Consider the following 19,025-nt stretch of genomic DNA (forward strand, 5'->3'; position numbering starts at 1 on the left):
CTCTTAATCCAACCACAACTTATGGCAGGTTCGCTCTGAAATCAGTGTGAAGCGTTCAACCCATTCGATCAAACCCTCAATTGCCATTGGTTTTGCATATAAATACCCTTGAACATACTGACACCCCAAGTTTTTTAGACTGTCCAGCTGACCTTGCTGCTCTACACCTTCTGCAATCACCTTTAATGAAAGACTTTTTGCCATAGACAATATTGCATTGACTAAAACCGCTGCATCTTGGTTTTGATCAATATCTTGAATAAACCCTCTGTCTATCTTTAATGTATTGATTGGAAAGCGTTTGAGGTAACTCAGCGAAGAATAACCCGTTCCAAAATCATCAATGGCTAAATTCACGCCAGTTGCTCGCAAACTTTGTAACCACTCAGTAACCGCTTTATCGTCTTCTAATAATATGCTTTCGGTAATTTCAAGGGTCAGATTTTCAGGATGAAACCCTGATTGCTGCATAATTTGCTTAATGATAGTGGCATTAAAGCCTAACCGATATTGTTGACTCGATACATTTACCGTCAGGTAGCAATTGAGTCCGATGGCTTTATTAAGCCTACGAATATCTCCACAGGCCTGTCCTAATAGCCACTCCCCCAAAGGTGCTATCAGACCACTTTCTTCAGCCACAGGAATAAATTCTGCGGGTGAGATATATTGACCAAAATCAGTCGGCCAACGCATTAAGGCCTCTACGCCATATAGTTGGCCTGTCACAATATCTATTATGGGCTGATAATGTACGGTTATCTTTTTATGTTCTAACGCCACTCGCAGATGTTGTTCTAATTCAACTCGGCGATTAACCTGCTGCTGCATCTCTTGCGCAAAGAAATGGTACYGATTCCGCCCAGCCTCTTTGGCTTTATACATCGCTAAATCTGCCAGTCTTAACAGCTCTTTTTGATCTTTTGCATCACCTGGTAAAATTGCGATCCCAATACTTGCACCGGTGAAAACCTCAAACCCATTAATGACAAAGGGCTCACTCAATGCTTTGACGATTTTGTCGGCAACTTGTGCTGCGTGATCTGGATGTGTAATTTGGCTAAGCAGCAGCACAAATTCATCACCGCCAAAGCGGCTTAGTGTGTCGCTTTTGCGCAGTAATTCATTTAACCGTTTTGCAACAGAGATAAGCAATACATCACCCGCTTCGTGCCCCATGGTATCGTTGACGCGTTTAAATCTATCTAAATCAATAAATAGCACCGCACTTTGATGTTTTGTGCGACTCATTCTTTTGATGTCTTGCTCAATTCGTTCAAGTAACAACGTTCGATTTGGCAATCCGGTTAGCACATCATAATAAGCTTGGTATTCAATCTGTTCTTCTTGGGCTTTACGCTCTGTCATATCAGACAAAATAGCCACATACTGCTGTACCAATCCTTTATCGTCATAAACCACACTAATCGCTAACCATTCTGGATACAAAGTACCATCTTTGCGCTTATTCCATATTTCGCTTGCCCACTGACCTTGGGTATTCAGCGTACTCCACATTTGGTCATAAAAATGTCTGTCATGCTTTCCTGAACWCAGAATATTTGGCCGTTGTCCTAATACTTCATGTTCTTCGTATCCTGTGATTTTGGTGAATGCGGGATTGACGGCTGTGATCTCCAACTTGGCATTTGTTGTCATGATCCCTTCTTGCGTCGCATTGAAAACCGCTGCCGCAGTTTTGAGCTGTGCGCTTGCACTTTTCTGTGCGGTTATGTCTTCTTTAATCGCGATAAAATTAATTATTTCCCCTTGCTGATTCTTAATCGGAGAAATTGACGCATATTCCCAATAATAGTCACCTGACTTACGACGATTAAAAAACTCTCCGCGCCAAACTTTACCTTGTTTGATAGTTCGCCATAGTGCTTTGTAGTCTGTAAAGCCTTGTTTAGACCCCAACACCTTCGGTGTCTGACCTTTTATTTCCGCAAGTGAGTAACCTGTTACTTGCTCAAACTTAGGGTTCACATACTCAATTCGAGCTCTTGGATCGGTAATAATGATAGAAGCAGGACTTTGCTCAATTGCATGGCCCCACTTTCTTAGCTCTTCTTCAGCTTGTTTAAAGGGGGATACATTAACACTGACAAATACTTGCCCATTATTGTGCGTTTTTGTTTGCTTTATTTGAAGCCAAGTACCCAAAGCTGTTTGATGTAAATTGGAGTCAGCGTTGAATATGTCACCAAATTGATGCTGCCATTGTTCTAGTTTACGGGGCATGGAAGATTGGTCTTCAACAGCAAAGTGTTCACACCAAGCGCTATTACAAAGCAGTAAATTGCCAGAGCGGCTAAATAATGCAAACCCCTCCGTCAGGCGCGCAACAGCGTCAGATAATGTTCTGCTGGTGCTTAGAATTTTATTTTTAGCTGCATATAAACGATTTGCAAACACAATAAGCAATAAGAACAGCACAATTGCCAGCGTCAATAGTAGTTCATTTTGTTGTTTGGCTTTTTCTAATGTCTGGCTATGGTAACGATTGTAACTACTGTAAAGCGCAGTGAAAGTATCGCTACTGGGTAAATTGAGAAACCGTTGTCTTGCCTGCTTTAACTCTACACTCCTTGTCACCGCGACATTAAAATGCTGATAAATTAGCTTTGCTACGTCACTTTCAGATGGTATATGTGGGATAGGTTCAATAGCAAATTCATATAGCTGCCCAAGCATTAAATTTGCAAGCGCTCGATTAGCCTTTGTTGCAAGTTCGGGGTCGCTTTGTTCGAGTTCTTTCACTAACTCAGGAAGGTAGAGCAAGCTGTTTTTAATACTGGCAGCAGCTGTTTTTATCGACTCAACTTGTAATACTTTTTCACTCAATAACGCCCGATACGCTTCATATTGCCGCAGTACATCTGGATCTGTATGGTTAAATAGCTCATGCTTCTGGGTTGTGTTTAGCTCATCAATGGCGTGTGCAAGTTGCGCTAACTCATCATATTGATTGAGCTGCGCACTCAACATTTGCAGTACCGCTGCATCAAGTTTGGCATCTATACTTTTTGCTTCAATCAATAGTGAAACTCGAGCTTGATGCACATGACTATTTATTTCTTGTTGCGAGTAAAAATACGCAAAAAGCGCAATCGGTGCACACAGCAATAATGCTTGTACACCAATAAAAGCTTTATTCCTCATTTTGTCTTTCCAAATCCATTTCGTGATGATGTCCAGCTAAACTATTAATGAATGCAACTAACTTCTGCATGTCTGTGTCAGGGATTTTTCTGCCAAGCTGGTACCTAGCCATTGTCTCGATTGCCGACTCTAAACTTGTATGACTACCGTCATGAAAAAAGTACGCTTGTTTGCTCGCGAGTCGCAAGCTCGGCACCTTAAACACAAAGCGATCTTGCTCATTTCCAGTAACGTTAAAACGGCCAAAATCCGCTTTTTTAATTGGTGTCTTCCTATCGCCAAAATAATCACCAAACGTACCCATTCTGGCAAACATATTACCGCCAACATTACGTCCCTGATGACAACTAATACAACCATAGCGCTTAAATAGCTCGTAGCCCGCGATTACCGACTCAGGTAATTGTACGCTGCTATCTTTAAGCCATAAATCGAACGGTGCATTGAGCGTAATTAACGACTCTTCAAAAGTCGCTATCGCATCTTTTACTGTGTGCGGGGTTATTCCTCGCGAGTACACTTTAGCAAACTGTGCGACCAGCACGTTATCTTGATTTAACTTAGCGACGACTTCTGGCCAAGTCATATCATGTTCTTTTGGGTTTAAGATAGGAGAGTCAACTTGATCATACAGCGATTGTGCGCGGCCATCCCACGCTTGGCGAATATTTAAAGCGGCATTGTAAACAGTGGGAGTTTTTAGCTCACCGAGCGCGTTATTAACTCCTCTGGAAAGGGGCTTTACATCTGCACCATGACTGGGCAATTGGTGGCATGATGCACAACTAACTTGATCTCCTCGAGAAAGTCGCTTATCAAAAAAAAGCGCTCTACCTAAGCTTACTTTATCCGCATTAAGCCCCGTTGTAGGCTCAAGTGGCAAAATTGGTTCATTTGCAATTCCCAATAGTGGAAACGCAAAAAGTAATAAACTCCAAATTCGCATACACTTCGCCCAAGTTGCCATCTTAATGTAAAAGATAGCAACATTCGGCGTTGCAAATTTTGATTTAAAATAAGCTTAGTAATAGAAGTTATGTTTTCTTATTCACTCCCCCCGTACGGCTAAGCTTGTCACTTCACTTAGCCAGTTATCAATGACATCTGAAGTTGCCAAATGGGCAGGGCCAAATAATGTGTATTGCGTTGGTGCTATGCCACAAAACCCGAGCGTTCCATGTGTAAGCTGAGTAATTAGTCCTTCAGCAGCCTGTTCCAAATGCGTTTGCGGCGCGTCAGCGGTTAGAATAACTCTTGCTGTTTTATTCGGTAAAAGCTTTTCAACTTCAGTACCTGTTTCACTGTATTTAAAAGCAAACCCGGGGAGTAATGTCCTATCGATTAGCCCTTTAAGCTTAGCTGGTAACGCCAGCCACCAAAGTGGGCTTACTATTACAATATGCTCTGCCCACAGTAGGTTTTGTTGGAATTGCTGTAGGCATGGCTCTACAACTTGGTTCGCTTCATAGCCATACATCAAATTGACTTCGAAGTGCATCTCATGGAGGTCCAGTCTACGTACTTGATGTTGAGTGCTTGCTGCTTTAGCGTAACTTGTGGTGATCGCATGACACAGGCTTTTGTTTTTGGGATTACCATTCAGTAACAGTATCTTTTTCATTTTCGTTTCCTTATCCAGTGACTAAGAAACGATTGTACTGTCTCCCCTTAACGGGAGAGTCAAGTTACTCTACCTGTGGCTGCCATGGTGTTAATTGTGGACATTCATCGAGCGATACGATGCAGTGTTCAATACGCTGTATCTTTTGCTGAAGCTCTGTAATTTGCTTTATGAAAGCAGCTTTAAGTTCGACTAGAAATGTGTTGATTTCGACCCAGTTAACTTGCTGCCCTGTAATTTTAATCACCTGCTGTAATTGCTTAATCGACACCCCAAGCAACTTTGCTTCTTTTATTAACAACAGCAGGTCGACATCCACTTGCGAATAAACACGATACTTACCAACTCGCTCAGGCGTAGGAATAAGCCCTTTCTCCTCGTAAAAGCGAATAGCTTTGACTGACAGCCCAGTTAGCTCAGACAGCTTGCCAATATACATTTTTAATTCTCCCTGCTAAAAGCAAAATAATGGTTTACAGCCTCTGTAAAAGTTGTAACTATCGGGATGAAAACCAGCCACACGCAAATAAAAAGTAGCGTCAAGGAATAGCAAAAGATGTATCAGTTATTTTATACCAATTTTCTTAATTAAGTGGTCTATTTTGAGGCAAGAAAATCTTGTCGATAACTCCGCTACCGCGTCCTGCTATCGCTAAGGTACCTACATCCATATAGGCAAGGCAAAAATTTTGCTATTTAGTTGTTCTAAATGAGAGATTTTTAACGCTGTTAGCGTCAGATTTACTCCTTAAAATTGAGTAAGTATTAAGTCAAATTGGTATTACTATCCGCGTAATGCCAGTTGGGCACCACACCTTGTACTTGAGCACCTACAACTAGAGAAAAAACTGCTCTTGGTCGATAGAAAAACACAACAACAAAAGCCTACGACCTATTTAGAACTCAACCCAACAGGACGGATCCCAACATTAGTCGACGGCGATGAGGTCATCTTTGAAAGTGCAGCAATTTGTTTGCATTTATGCGAAAAGCACCCTGAAGACCAGCTCATCCCAGCGCCAGCAACCTCACAGCGAGCCACGTTTTATCAGTGGCTTTTTTATTTAACCACCACAGTTCAGCCAGAGCTCATGCTGTATTTTTACCCTGAAAAGTATCAGCTGCCACCAAAGAACAATAAGAATATGTCTCAAGTCGCTGAACAACGAGTCGGCGACATGTTTGCACTCATCGACAAGCCACATACCTACTTAGTTGGTGAGCAGCTCACGCTTTGTGATTATTATTTATTTATGTTGGCCCATTGGGCAAGTGGATTCAATACCGCGCCAAAGGACTATGTTAATTTGGGACGATTTATGCGGCTGATGGCAAGGCACAAAGTGGTAAAAAGAGTGTGCGAAATTGAACAAACCGACCTAAGTTGTTATAACTGAGCTATTATCCTGATATACCAAGGAGGAACGATGGAAACCTTAGTTAAAAACTATATCTCAGCCTACAATCAATTTGATATAGAGGGGATGTTAACCCTGCTCACCGATGATGTCGTGTTTGAAAACCTCGCCAATGGTGAAATTACAACACGTACAACCAGTAAAATGGAGTTTGCTGACTTAGCAAATCAGTCCGCAAAGGTCTTTTCTGAACGCACTCAATCTTTAACCGCCGCCACGCAAGACAACGATCTGTTTATTGTTGATGTGACCTACAAAGCAAAATTAGCCCAAGACTTAGCCAATGGCATGAAAGCAGGGCAAAGCATCTCCTTGCAAGGCCGCTCAGAGTTTGCTTTTCGCGATGGCAAAATTTGTTTGATAAGAGATATAAGCTAACTTATTACTCCAAACCTCAGGTTATTTAACCTGAGGTTTGGATAAGGAATGAGCTAATTCATTGTTTTAAACTCACCTTAAATAACTTTCTTATCTAGCCAGAGAGTTTTAGGGATAACTAGGCGAATTTACGCACTAATAGCAGGCTATTGGAAGTGAATTCAACACAGTTAGCACTAAAACTGGCTGCTAGAAAGGCATTAATTATCCAAACTCAGGTTATTTATTTGGCAAAATCAGCGTGCTTTTCTATGCTGGTTTTGTCACTTTCATCATTAATTCACTTAGCAATGATGACTGTTGTGTGTTCAGCCTAAGAGCAATTTAAATCAAACGGAGAAGAATAATGGGACTATTAAGTGGTTTACTTGGTAATGCGAGCGAAGTAGACAGTAACGAAGTTGATAAGTTATTAGAAGATACACTTATCACCGGAGAAGAAGTTGCACAAGCTTACAAGGTGATCCGCGACTTATTTATTTTTACCAATAAACGCCTAATTTTAATCGACAAACAAGGTATGACTGGTAGCAAAGTAGAAATGCTCAGCATCCCGTATAGCAAAATTACGAAGTACAGCAAGGAATCTGCGGGTCACTTCGACCTTGATGCGGAATTGAAAATTTGGATCGGCTCAGATCCAACACCAATTAGTAAAGAATTTAAAGCAGGCGACAATATCAACCAAGTGTATAAAATCATTTCACAGTATTGTTTATAGCCGCGCTGTAGTAAAAAGGCACATGAGTTTTGTGCCTTTCTTTTCGGTAAACAAATTAAGTTAGTTTTCGCTCTGCACGCAGGCAAAAAACCGCAGAAAAGAGCAAGGAAACAAACACTTGATTCCAAAAGTTGGAGACAAAGGGAGCAGCAACAAACTGAGATGCGATATGCCAAATACTAAGGTTTAGCAGAAAACCAAGTACAAACCCATAGCCTTTGTATTGTGCAAGCAATTGCCCCAGCTCTTGCCTAAAGCGCTTATATTTAGCTACTTTGCTCATTTTTATACTCCAGTTATTGATTAAACAGAACTCAGTTTAAATAAGAAATTTTTAACGCTGTTAGCACCAACTTTACTCCTTCAAACGCAGCAAGTATTAAGGCTAATTGGTATTAGATGAACACATTATGTGACTATATCAATGTTGCACTATGGCTTATCAGACGCCACTTATCATCACTGCAGCGACACCAAGTAGAGTGCCTCTGGGCATGGTATGATCTCTCACCTAGAGCACTCTCAAGTGCTGAGATGTATGTAATGATCACCTGTGTACGACTCTGAGACACCAATTTATAATCCTCACTGACTATTTTATGCTTGCTAAGGTCTTCATGCTTTAACCCCGTTAGAATATCAGCTTTGGTCATCCCTTTGCTAAATAGTCCATCTTCATAAAATTCATCGTGAATATAATCCGAGATCCGTTCAATATCACTGCGCATTTGCGGTGTATGTAGCCCTTGTTCTAGGGCTACAATTTTTTCGAGTATGTCCATAAAAATAAGCTTGCTTTAAACTCAAAGCGTTTACTTTCTAGGCCATACACCAGCTAAACAAACGTCTGCAAACTTCTCAGCTTTTACTAATTCTATCACTACTTGAGCGTGAGCCGCTTTGTTACTTTTTGCTCGATTTTTTAAATATGACATGTATATCTCCTTTACTCGTTGATCATAAAATGGTGCGCCCCAAGTTTTGGTAGCACAGATTGAAAAAACTGAATATCAAACAAGACCGCATGTTCTTTTGGTAACAGTGAGTCAACTTGAAATAAATAAGGGACTTGCGTTGTTGTGAGGGGATCTAGGTCTGAAGCCTGACAAGCAAGACAGTATGTTCTAATAATTGCCTGATAATGCTCGTTATATTCGATATTTTCTAATGGAGTTTGATGACCAAGTACTTCGCGCTTGCGCACTGGGTAGTGGTGAATAAACTGCCCAACCCCCTCGCAAAAGGACGCGTATTGATGTGTATGTAAAATAAAAGCATGAAACAGTTCGTCAACCAGCTTGCTTGCAGCGGCCACTTTATGAGGCGAAATGATGGTAAATATCAAGTAGTCTTTTAACCCTTCAACAACTACTTGTATTTCCTTTTCAGATAACCTTTGCCCAAAATGAGTTTCCACATGCCAATCAAACCACGCGAGCACAGCCTCATCAAATTCATAATTTTCGATAAAGCTCACAGCACTTTCCTTTCCTGCAATTGCTTTCATCAGATCCCTTCTCCATATTAGCAATCAATTTAAAATATACAGTTCCTACTAATTAGTCAAAAGAGAAATACAAACTATTAACATCAGTTCGAGGTTTTTGCTAGCCAAGACGCTAAGAGGTTACCAGAGCCAAACACACCAACTTTCTATGAGTAAAACTCTGCTAGGGGCGTCCGACGAGCAACAACTCGCGCATGTTTACGTCGTGAATTGTTGCTCTTCTGATGTCAGCCGTGGACATTAAGCTTTGCCTCCTGCCTAACATGAATGTCATCGGTTTATCTTGTGCTTGGAGGCACTGCGGCTACCGGTTTTCATTATTCTTTGTGTTATTTTCTATGCCTATAATTGCGACATACCGCTCAGCCAAATCATTACTGAGTAATCGCTTCGAAAACCTTTTAAATTCCGACAACGATAGTTTCATCGAGTTAATACTAGTCTCATCAGTTTGAGAAATTAGCCGGTCAGCGAATACATAATCCAGCTGATTGCTCAATCTAATTACCTCTTTTTTGCTTTCATCACTCAGTTGTAAAAATTCCTGCTCTGTTAACCTTTGTACCTTACTCAACATATCAGTAAAAAAATGATGGTTCATTTTTTTCATATCACTGATTGAGTGTGTCGATGTCTGTAGCAAGGTAACAAAGCCAGTTCCTTTATCACTCACCCTGTGACCTGTTATTGCTGTATAGGCAATTTTAAGCGTATTCCTAAACCTTTCCTTGTAATCACTTCTTATAATCGAGTTGAGCAAAACCGCATATACTTTCTCTTCTAGTGAGCCTGTTTGCACCTGTCTTAACGATGCCAGTATGTTTACTGGCGCATTATTTTTAAGTTCTAGATTTTGTGAGCTGGGTGCCGGTAAAGCGTGACTCACGCTATCAGATGACTTTGTAGGATAACGCCTAATAGCAGCAAGCAGTTGCTCATCAGACCAAATATGGTTCGATTGGATCCGCGCCAAAAACTCATTCATTCTGAACACTTGATTGTCACTGACCTTTTTCTCAATCGCACTAATCGCGTCAGTCTTAGCTTTTGCAAGATCATCACCTAAAATCGAAGCTGGAACTTTAATAGCGTTTGCCAGATAGGTGGCGAGCGACTTCCTGCCGCTTGCAACAATACTCAACTTATCGTCAATTAAAAACGTGGCAGGGGTACCTAACGCATCAGCATCACTTAACCATTTGCTATATTTGGCTTCCAAGTGCGCTTTAATTATTAGTGCCTCTGCGTAGTCATAAATATGAGAAATACCAGCCTTTAGCACACGATGGGATGCAAATTTGCCATCTTCTACAGCTCGCAATCTCACGTCTTTCTTCGCGACAATTGATTTTTCAACCATTTCTACCAAGGCATTTTTTCTTGGAAAACGAAAAGATAGTGGGGCATTCACCTCATTCTTTCTTGTTGACTCAAGCAAAACATAAGGCTGGTCGTAATGTTCCATCACATCTTTATTCTTAAGTGAAACCCACTCATCATCATCCACAAATAGCTTAGTGTAAGTTTTTGCGGAAACAAACGTTTCAACGAAGCGCCTAAACAAGGCTCTATCGAGCTTTTGAGGTATATGACAAGCGTTAAGCCAGTCAGTCAATCTACCAAAGTGAACTTGATTATCTAACTCTTTAGCCAATTCAAATGATAGGTTTTTCTGTGAACATGTCAGCCTATATTCCATTGCAAAATCATTGTATGCCGATACCAATTCCGCTTCTCGTTCTACTGCCGCCAAACTTAACAGTACAGAGTTAAAAATCGACAGAAATTGCCGCGCATCCTCATATATTGCTCCCCCTTTACCTTCGCGCCGGGGAAAAGTCATGTGTAAGCTATCAAATTGATGAAATGCGCTTGGTGAAAACTCGATTGATGTGGGTGAAAACTCAAGTGTTGCTTGCCCTAAGCTAACAGTATGGATGGATGAATGCTTTAAAAGGTGTATTAAGAACTGTGTAAAAACAGGAGGCGCGCTAGCAATAGGGGGAATCGCAAATGTGAATTGAATTTCCTTGTCATCGTGATTTTGTTTTTTCCTGACTTCAGTCACTGGTGTAAAGTGCAGCGAAGGCTCTTGAGTTATTCTTTGAGCGCGATCTCGCTCGTTCAACTCTACAGCGCCTATCGTCTTTTCCATCAACTTAAAAGCGTTTTCTTTGCTATGCGATGACTCACTTAAAATCGTGATGTTTTTACCGTTATACCTACTAAATAACTTCTTTAGCTCGTCTTGTAACCCAGCTGCATATTTTTTAAATTCAGCGCTATTCCCCATAAAAAACGACCCATCCTTAAGCGTTAGATCAGTATGCGCAAATACTCTGAAAGTTTGCTCCCAATCAATTAGCTCTTGGTAGCGTTGCCCTTGCTTCCATTCATTATCGATTGCAGCTATTTGAGCTGCAATCGCATCTTCAGAAGCTGTGACTCCAACTAGTGACTCTTGAATAAGAGGCAACAAGCTACCTAGGTATTCTGTGGGAATTTCGTACCAATATCTAACCCCTGATGTATTTAAAGTTGCTCTTCTGGTGCCATTTACTGATGCGAGGAAGTCGTCAATTTTTGATACGTTTTTTGCATCTCCCCCTAAATTGAATAAATGTTCTGTTAAATGGGAAATACCATGGGCATCACCGTTATATAAGTGTCCCGCTTTTACAAAAATAGCCAGTCTGGCTACGTTAATATCAGATTGAATATGTTGATATACAATGCCATTGCTTAGTGTTGGTAAAGTGGTTTGGCTGCGTTGCTCCAGAGCAAACGAGCTGCTATTAAAAATAAGCAAGACGCAATAAAGAATGGAAAAAATCGGAGAAAGGCTTTTTCTTATTAGCATATAGTATTAGCTTCCTTACAACTTGTCGCTGAACATTATCACATGACAACTTGGAGAAACAATTGTTTAAAATAAAACCGACGAATTCACTGATACTCCCTTGACATTTAACCTAGTGTCAGCAAAATATCACCTGATTGATATTTACATCCGCTTGTTTCCCCTCTTATTAGGAGCTGCCATCACAATGAATAACTAAGCCCTTTGTAACTGACGAACTTATTATTAATTTTCAGTGCAAGGCTTATGGTTATCGTTGAGGCTTCTCAGACTAATCTATAGACTCTCATTTTCTATTTTACTGTTTATGGCTTTTACGAGTCTTTGTGCCTTTAGCCTTTTGCACTGCTGCAACTAGGAGCAGTAATTATGCCTTGGATACAGTTAAAGCAGGCAAGTTTTATCCTTGCAAATGGCCAATGTTTATTTTGCGATGTCGACTTAACAATAGAGCGACAATTTATTGCGATAACAGGCCCTAATGGGGCGGGCAAATCACACTTACTCAAAGCCCTATCCGGTGAACAGCCTCTAACCTCGGGCGAGCGCCAAAGTCATGGGAAATGCTTTTATCTCCCACAAGATGCAACTAACCGCTTTGCTACCGTTTCTGAACTACTAGGGCTTAAAGAGAAGCTAGCAGCACTGCATCGGGCCCATCAGGGGTTAGCCTCTGAGCAAGATTTTGACTTAATCGCAGATGATTGGCAGTTAGAATCAACTTGGCAAGCAACACTTGCGCCGCTAGAACTCACTTTGGAAACCCCCTTTACAAAGCTTAGTCCAGGAAAGCGAATGCGAGTTTATATCGAAGTATTACAATCTCAGCCTGCAATCCTATTACTGGATGAGCCGAGCAACCACATGGACAGCAACAATAAGCACTGGTTAGCTGAGCAGCTAAAGAGCCACAAACATGGTGTGGTTGTCGTCACACACGATCCTATTTTATTAGATGCAGCCGACCATATACTGCACCTAAAACAGGGGGAGCTAACTCATCACTCACATGGATTTGACGCTTTTAGAGAGGCGTTACTTCAAACTCAAGCTCGACAAAAACAACAGCATTTAGCAAATCGCGCTGAGCAAAAAGCACTTAAACAGGCTTTGATTGCAGCGGATTTACAATATCAAAGGCAAGCCAATAAAGGTAAAGCACAAGTACGCGCTGGTAGCCAAAGTAAACTGATTGCTGATTTTAAGTCTGACCGAGGAAGTAAACGTCTTGCCGGACAAACCCATAAAATTCAGCAAGCTCAAGATAGAGTGAAAGAAAGTGCAGTGTATTATCGAGAAGACAAACAGCAGTTTCACTTTAATACCACTACTAGAGCGAAAGAAAAAATCCGCTTATGTGAAGCCGAACTGTGCTTTGGACCAGAAAAGACACTAAACCTTTTTGCGGATACAACACAAAAACTCAGAGTAACAGGAGATAACGGCATCGGAAAATCCACTTTGCTTAAAACCCTTGCCGGTAAGCTAGAGTTAAAGCGTGGAGAAATTCAGCGCCCCACAACATGTATTTACTTAGATCAGCATTGTGCTTGGCTTGAGCAAGGCAATAGTATTTTAGACATTGCCGTGCGCTTACTTGATACACCTCATCATAATATCATCACCAGCTTTGCAAGCGTTGGTCTTAAATTAGATAAAATATCTTCGCCTGTCATGAAACTAAGTGGTGGTGAAAAAATGAAAGCTGCGATTGTGTTAGTAGTGCAACTGCAAGGTTTTTTACTACTTGATGAACCCGACAATCACCTCGACTTAGAAGCACAGCAGGAGCTTGCTACCATGCTCAATCAGCTTCCTTGTGGATTTGTACTGGTCTCTCACAATGAGCATTTTTGCAGTCAACTTACCAACATAAAAGCACTACCGCTGTGTGAGCAATAGTCAACTAAGAAAGAAAAGGGGGAGGAAGGAACGCCTCCCCCTTTGGGCACTTAGTGGCGTCTCTGTTATGACCACTAAATTAAATGGGCTGAGACGACTGCACGTCTCAAACCACATGGGGACCGTTAGTTAAAGCGGTAATACCTCAAGGGTAGTGACATAGCTGCCGGTACGCTTTGTAGCGGGTGCTTGTGCTTTGTCGTCTTCATATTCCACTTCAAACCAATACATGCCTGGCTCAGATAGCGTTAGCGTCACTTCACCTTTGACATTCGTTGTATATTTGCTTGGTTGACTGTTGTCACGGTACTTTTCATCCTGACGTACCACTATCACTTCTGCACCCTTTGCAGGTTCACCATCCATCGTATATTGCAAGGTAATGGGTTCACCGGTGTACAAGTCATTAGGGTGAGTTACAGGGTTTAGTTCTAGCCCTTTGCCCGTTGGCTCAAGCGCAGTGTTATTGGGTGCCCCCAAAGTTACAAATACTTCTAATCGTCTTGCAACGTCGGACACACTTAAATCTTTTGCCGTTTTTGGTACTTCTTTATTAAAGGCCTCTACTGAGCCAGTTTTTCCGCGTCCTGGCCAGTAGTGCTTTTTACCGTTTTCATCAGTCCAGCGCGCCACCAGCGAGCGACTTTGATTAAACACTTTGTAAGTGCCTTGCTGATTGAGCTCAATGTCAAATACACTGCGATACTTAAGTTTTGTGGCGTTCTTAAGTTCGACCTTGCTACCAGAAGGAGACAGTGCAGATAGACGCTCTAGTGGATAAGCATAATGATCTGGGTTAAAGATCCCATTGGCGATAGCAGCATCAAACGTGATCCATTCGCTGTCACCAGACACCACGGTGGTACTTGGCTTGATCCATACTCGGTGCGCTTCACTTAACGGGCTATATGCGGCTAAGGCAACTAAGACACCAGAAACTAACGTTGAAATTTTCACGATTAAGGCTCCATTGTTAAAATTGTTGTAGCGAGTTCAGATTTACCTTCTGCAATCACAGTGACAGGTGCAGTGATAGGTAAGGTCACTGGCAGTTTCAATACTTCACGACCTCCAAGCTCACGAGCAGCCTCGACAAACAGCGTGTACTCACCCGCAGGTAAAGCTTTAAACTCGTTGCGCCAAGGGGTTAAATCAATCTTTGCCGTACCTGGACGCCTTGTCGCACCAGTCACGCCGTCTACAGGCATGGATAGGCTACGGCCGCTTCTACGCCACCATAGGCGTAAGTCTTTTAGCCACTTTTCACCTTCTTTATCCGCCATGTTTACGTCATACCAAACGGCAATATCGGCAACTCGCTGTTGTTTGCTGTTCGCCAGCCATACTGCTATATAAGGTGGGTGATATTCCGCGACGTTTAAACGCGGGATAGTGATTTCAACTTCATCAGCTTTAGCGTGCACGGGTACCATCAGCACTAGAACAGGTAATACAAAGCCTGCTGCGACGAGCGGCCAAGTCGACTTTCTTCCTCGTGAATGCTTGTATAAAAGCCATAATCCTGTAAGCGAAAACACTATACAAGCTACTGAAAACACATCAATAAACATACGCCATGCAAATCCTGTATTACGTCCTTTGTGAAGATCGTTAAGGTATGATACCCAACCACGATCTGTGATCTCTTGATAAAACTCACCGCTATCAAGGGCGATGCTAAACCAGCCATCACCACCAGCTCTTGGCAGCGCAACATACAATTCGTACTCGCTCCACTGCACTTGCTGTAGTGCAGGTAACGCCGTACCTGTGTGTGACTGATACCAAGATTGAAAGCTGCGTGGCAGCGCTGTTTGCTCTGCCGCCGCGTTAAGCTGGGTCAACAGCGCGCTTGGCAGCACCGCTTCTTTGGCATGTGTGGTTGGTGCAGCTTCTATCTGGCTCGCGTGATTTAAGGTGATCCCAGTCACGGCAAACAGCAGCATGCCCACTAAACACACGGCAGAGCTCATCCAATGCCAAGTGCGCCAATCAAACAGCTTTTTAAGTCGTCGATTCGACGACTTAGCCACTGAGCGAACTCGTGTCATTAAAAGCTCCACGCCAATGAAGCCCAATAGCGACGACCGTCTTCAAAGTAGCCGTATTCTGCTTCAGTAATTTCTTCATCGAAGAGGTTGTAAATCCCAAACCCAAGCTTGATCGCTTCGTTCAGCTGATAATTTGCACCTAAATCGGTTAGGTTGTACGAAGGTGCGACTAAGCTACTTTGCGAAGGCCCTGTTACCGGCTGGCTTTCTTCACCACGATAATGAAAGCGTAACCACGTGCTCAGCTCATCCGAATACTGATAATTAAGCGACGTTTGGAACAGATGTTTAGGTAACTGATTTAATGGGCTACCAGCATACACTCCGGTTTTTTGCTCCGAATCTGTGTAGGTATAGTTTGCGCTAAGCGTTAGTTTTTCCGTCAATTGACCCGAGAAGCTAATTTCACCCCCTTGGGTTACGGCTTCATCAACGTTGACATAAGTTGTCGGTAACGAGCCAAACTCGTTAGGGCCGTCCGTACATTGAGTTAGTGGACACGACACCCGTGAAATTTTATCGTCAAACTCGTTATAAAATACCGTTGCGGAGGTGCTAACCCCTTTAGCAAGCTCAACGTACACACCTAGCTCATAGTTAATCGAAGTTTCAGGGTTTAAATCTGGATTACCGTAAATATTGCCACCACGGCTCACTTGACCCCACGCCGCCGTACTTTGACGCAAGTTCGGCGCTCTAAAGCCGGTTGAGATCCCTCCTTTAACCGTCACCGCGTCTGATGCAGTATAAACACCGTATAAACGCGGGCTTAGATGGCCGCCAAAGTTACCGTCTTTGTCGTAGCGTAGTCCCATAGTCAGGGCAAATGGTTCAACGATACGCCACTCATCCTCTGCAAATACCGACCACTGATCGTTGTCGACTTGCTGCAAGTCACTAATGCGATTACTGGTTTTGTCGGTCAAATCTTCATTAAGATAAGCAACACCGATTGAGCTGGTATGAGACTCACCAAGCGGTAACGTCCAAAGAGACTGGAAATCGACGTTTTTGACCGTCATCTCACGGGATTTATTGTCAAACTCTTCATGTTTTAAGTAACTACGAGAGCTACCAAATGACCAGTAACCGTTATGCGTCAAAGAGATTGACTCACTATCGTATTCGGTTGTAGTGGACTCAGGACAACCACGGCGGCCACACGGCTCACCTGGTGCAAGTGGTGCAACCGTTTTACCGAGTGTTGCATCAAGCGTTTGTGAGGCAATGCCATAATCCAATAACCATTCGTGTTCATCTGATGGTGTATAGGCCAGTTTTACCTTCAGCGTATCGGCATCGCGACCTCTAAAGCCAGACACGATTTCGTCTTCGTCTCTGTGCGTAGTTTGGCCGTAGATTTGTACCCCTAAGGTATCTTTGATTAGCGAGCCTGCAGCAAAGAAATTAGCCTGATATATATCACCTGAGCGGCTGCTCTCCTGGCTGGTTGCATCAACTCTGACTTCTCCATGCCACTGTTCAGGCGTTTTTTTCGTGATAATGTTAATTACACCGCCAATTGCATCAGAGCCGTACAGCGAAGACATAGGCCCGCGTACCACTTCGATACGTTCAATGGCAGCAACAGGAGGTGTCCATGCACCTTCAACACCAGGGCCGTCACTATTTGGCCGAGTTTCACGCGAACTTTGTCTTTGCCCGTCGACTAAAATAAGCGTGTACTGACTGCCCATACCGCGAAGGCTAATATCTTCCCTGTCTCCGCCTCCAGTTACTACAACTCCGGGAACATCTGTCATGGCATCAGTAAGATCTCGATAAAAGCGCTGCTTTAGCGCTTCTTGATTGATAACGCTAACGGACGCCGGCGCATTTTTTAGCAGTTGCTCAAATCCAGAAGCGGATACGACGATCACTTCCATCTCTTCTTTTATTTCTGATTTTGCATCACTTTGTGCAAGTGAGGAAAAAGGCAGGGCAGCTGCAACAGCTAAAGAGAGTGGCGCCAAACTACGACAGGCCATCAACATCAAGAAATCTCCATGATAGAATACAAGATAAATAACAATTATTTTCATTTCTAATGGTATGATGATTGCGTATTTTGGAGCAATGCGCTTTTTCTTAAAGGTATTTTAAGCAGATCTTAATAATGAATCAGAAATTGACCCGTGGACTTAATGTTTTCGCCAAAACAGTCGAAGCAGGTAGCATGAGCAGAGCCGCAGACTTATTACATATGACCACCTCGGCTGTCAGCCAACAGATCAGTAAATTGGAGCAAGATATAGGTCTGAGCTTATTTAATCGAAATACCCGTAACCTCACGCTCACCGAAGCGGGCACTATTTATTACAACTCTGCGATACAAATACTACAAACCGCAGAGCAGGCAGAGCATGAACTCGAGTTATTACAACATACGCCATCTGGCATATTGAAGATTTCTGCCCCTATCGGGTTTGGAGGAGGGTTACTCAGTAAGCCGCTGCGTTACTTAAGTGAACAGTTTCCACAAATAAAAGTTGATTTGATCCTAACCGACGAACCCATCGACATCATCACTGAAGGCGTCGACTTAGCTATCTGTATAGGCCCTTTACAGGACTCAAACCTTATCGCCCGTCATCTTGCTGACTGGCAGCTAATTCCATGCGTAAGTTGCCATCATCCTTTATCAAAACTCAATATTGAACATCCCGATAGCTTAGCGCCACATGCGCTCATAGGCCATACTAGTAGCAAACAGAATCCTTACCATTTAAGCCATCTACAAACCCACCAGCAAGTAGCGCTACCTGCTGCACGATTTATGGTAAACAATATGCAGGCTTGCATTCAGCTTACCTTAGATGGCATCGGTTATGGCGTATTACCAGAGCCAGAAATTAGGCATCACCTCTCATCAGGCAGGCTAAAAAGACTGTGTCCTGACTGGTCGCTAAGGGAATATAGTGTGTATGCAGTGACACCGCACCGCGATACGGTCGCAGCAAAAACGACCGCAGCAATTGAGAGCCTAAAAGAGTGGTTTACTGAAGTGTCCAACGATAGCCAAGTGTTCGTTGGCGACTTTAATTTCATTTAGACTGAGTTGAGGTAAATGCCATTTTAATAAAAAATAGCGAGCCAAATAGTGGGCTCTGAAGTGTCGGTGTAGCTCACTTTATGCTTTTGATGTGCGGGAATATTAAGGCTATCACCAGCCTTTAAGGTTACCTTGCTATCGTCTTCAAAAGTTAATTCACCACAACCCTGTAATACCAATACCCATTCATTTTCGTCTTGGTCGTAGTATTCAGAGCTTGGGGAGGTATGACCGTTTGATACTATTCGTTCAATTCGGATATTTGGATGAGAGAGTACCATTTCAAAAACTTCTTCAGTTAAATCAGCTGGAATATCTTTAAGAAAGTTCATATTGTACTTAACCTGAAG

At 42.6% G+C, this 19,025-nt stretch carries 18 protein-coding genes; 5 read left to right on the plus strand and 13 right to left on the minus strand.

The genetic code is table 11. The features are described from left to right. Nucleotides 1–3: 3 nt before the first annotated feature. From EAG18_RS04685 to EAG18_RS04700, 4 genes are all read right to left on the minus strand, one after another. Nucleotides 4–3,165: an EAL domain-containing protein gene (locus EAG18_RS04685; RefSeq protein WP_125251243.1), complete on the minus strand. Its 3,162-nt coding sequence runs from the start codon at nt 3,163–3,165 to the stop codon at nt 4–6. Next, nucleotides 3,155–4,111 carry a cytochrome c peroxidase gene (locus tag EAG18_RS04690; protein ID WP_125251244.1) on the minus strand — a complete coding sequence of 319 codons (957 nt, stop codon included), beginning with the start codon at nt 4,109–4,111 and terminating at the stop codon, nt 3,155–3,157. The genes EAG18_RS04685 and EAG18_RS04690 overlap by 11 nt, the downstream gene beginning before the upstream one ends. A 102-nt stretch (nt 4,112–4,213) precedes the next feature. Continuing rightward, nucleotides 4,214–4,786 carry an NAD(P)H-dependent oxidoreductase gene (locus EAG18_RS04695; RefSeq protein WP_125251245.1) on the minus strand — a complete coding sequence of 191 codons (573 nt, stop codon included), beginning with the start codon at nt 4,784–4,786 and terminating at the stop codon, nt 4,214–4,216. Nucleotides 4,787–4,850: 64 nt separating this feature from the next. Next, nucleotides 4,851–5,225 carry a MerR family transcriptional regulator gene (locus EAG18_RS04700; RefSeq protein WP_125251246.1) on the minus strand — a complete coding sequence of 125 codons (375 nt, stop codon included), beginning with the start codon at nt 5,223–5,225 and terminating at the stop codon, nt 4,851–4,853. Between the two features lie 325 nt (nt 5,226–5,550). On the opposite strand from EAG18_RS04700, the gene EAG18_RS04705 reads away from it, so the two are divergent. From EAG18_RS04705 to EAG18_RS04715, 3 genes are all read left to right on the plus strand, one after another. Continuing rightward, complete coding sequence (locus EAG18_RS04705) at nt 5,551–6,183, plus strand: glutathione S-transferase family protein (protein WP_125251247.1); 633 nt, start codon at nt 5,551–5,553, stop codon at nt 6,181–6,183. A gap of 30 nt (nt 6,184–6,213) precedes the next feature. Further along, a complete protein-coding gene (locus tag EAG18_RS04710) occupies nt 6,214–6,582 on the plus strand; it encodes a nuclear transport factor 2 family protein (RefSeq protein WP_125251248.1) in 369 nt (122 codons plus the stop codon). A gap of 346 nt (nt 6,583–6,928) precedes the next feature. Continuing rightward, nucleotides 6,929–7,303: a PH domain-containing protein gene (locus EAG18_RS04715; RefSeq protein WP_125251249.1), complete on the plus strand. Its 375-nt coding sequence runs from the start codon at nt 6,929–6,931 to the stop codon at nt 7,301–7,303. 55 nt (nt 7,304–7,358) lie between these two features. Here the strand turns inward: EAG18_RS04715 and EAG18_RS04720 are convergent, their stop codons facing one another. From EAG18_RS04720 to EAG18_RS04735, 5 genes are all read right to left on the minus strand, one after another. Then, nucleotides 7,359–7,586 carry a hypothetical protein gene (locus tag EAG18_RS04720; protein WP_125251250.1) on the minus strand — a complete coding sequence of 76 codons (228 nt, stop codon included), beginning with the start codon at nt 7,584–7,586 and terminating at the stop codon, nt 7,359–7,361. 133 nt (nt 7,587–7,719) lie between these two features. After that, a complete protein-coding gene (locus tag EAG18_RS04725; RefSeq protein WP_211091672.1) occupies nt 7,720–8,085 on the minus strand; it encodes a nuclear transport factor 2 family protein in 366 nt (121 codons plus the stop codon). Between the two features lie 30 nt (nt 8,086–8,115). Then, entirely contained in the window at nt 8,116–8,238 is a 123-nt protein-coding gene (locus tag EAG18_RS22315) for a hypothetical protein (protein WP_263972643.1), read from the minus strand. A gap of 11 nt (nt 8,239–8,249) precedes the next feature. Then, nucleotides 8,250–8,810 carry a hypothetical protein gene (locus tag EAG18_RS04730; protein WP_125251251.1) on the minus strand — a complete coding sequence of 187 codons (561 nt, stop codon included), beginning with the start codon at nt 8,808–8,810 and terminating at the stop codon, nt 8,250–8,252. A 304-nt stretch (nt 8,811–9,114) separates the two neighbouring features. Next, nucleotides 9,115–11,670 (minus strand): insulinase family protein, encoded by a 2,556-nt coding sequence (locus EAG18_RS04735; RefSeq protein WP_125251252.1) that lies wholly within the window; start codon nt 11,668–11,670, stop codon nt 9,115–9,117. 369 nt (nt 11,671–12,039) lie between these two features. Between EAG18_RS04735 and EAG18_RS04740 the strand changes: the two genes are divergently transcribed. Continuing rightward, nucleotides 12,040–13,572 (plus strand): ATP-binding cassette domain-containing protein, encoded by a 1,533-nt coding sequence (locus EAG18_RS04740; protein WP_125251253.1) that lies wholly within the window; start codon nt 12,040–12,042, stop codon nt 13,570–13,572. Between the two features lie 129 nt (nt 13,573–13,701). Here EAG18_RS04740 and EAG18_RS04745 read toward each other — a convergent pair whose 3' ends face one another. Genes EAG18_RS04745 through EAG18_RS04755 form a run of 3 tightly spaced genes read right to left on the minus strand, consistent with a single transcriptional unit; the run spans nt 13,702 to nt 17,617 of the window. Then, nucleotides 13,702–14,529 carry a DUF4198 domain-containing protein gene (locus EAG18_RS04745; RefSeq protein WP_125251254.1) on the minus strand — a complete coding sequence of 276 codons (828 nt, stop codon included), beginning with the start codon at nt 14,527–14,529 and terminating at the stop codon, nt 13,702–13,704. A 2-nt stretch (nt 14,530–14,531) separates the two neighbouring features. After that, a complete protein-coding gene (locus EAG18_RS04750; protein WP_125251255.1) occupies nt 14,532–15,623 on the minus strand; it encodes a PepSY-associated TM helix domain-containing protein in 1,092 nt (363 codons plus the stop codon). Further along, complete coding sequence (locus EAG18_RS04755; protein ID WP_125251307.1) at nt 15,623–17,617, minus strand: ligand-gated channel protein; 1,995 nt, start codon at nt 17,615–17,617, stop codon at nt 15,623–15,625. Before EAG18_RS04755 ends, EAG18_RS04750 begins: the two co-directional genes overlap by 1 nt. Nucleotides 17,618–17,739: 122 nt before the next feature. On the opposite strand from EAG18_RS04755, the gene EAG18_RS04760 reads away from it, so the two are divergent. Continuing rightward, the gene (locus EAG18_RS04760) at nt 17,740–18,675 is read left to right on the plus strand and encodes a LysR family transcriptional regulator (protein WP_125251256.1); all 936 of its coding nucleotides are present in this window, start codon (nt 17,740–17,742) and stop codon (nt 18,673–18,675) included. 23 nt (nt 18,676–18,698) lie between these two features. On the opposite strand, the gene EAG18_RS04765 is transcribed toward EAG18_RS04760, so the two are convergent. Beyond that, a complete protein-coding gene (locus EAG18_RS04765; RefSeq protein WP_125251257.1) occupies nt 18,699–19,007 on the minus strand; it encodes a cupin domain-containing protein in 309 nt (102 codons plus the stop codon). Between the last annotated feature and the right edge of the window lie 18 nt (nt 19,008–19,025).

Origin of the sequence: Pseudoalteromonas sp. J010, assembly GCF_003934235.1 — a bacterium.
Lineage (GTDB): Bacteria > Pseudomonadota > Gammaproteobacteria > Enterobacterales > Alteromonadaceae > Pseudoalteromonas > Pseudoalteromonas peptidolytica.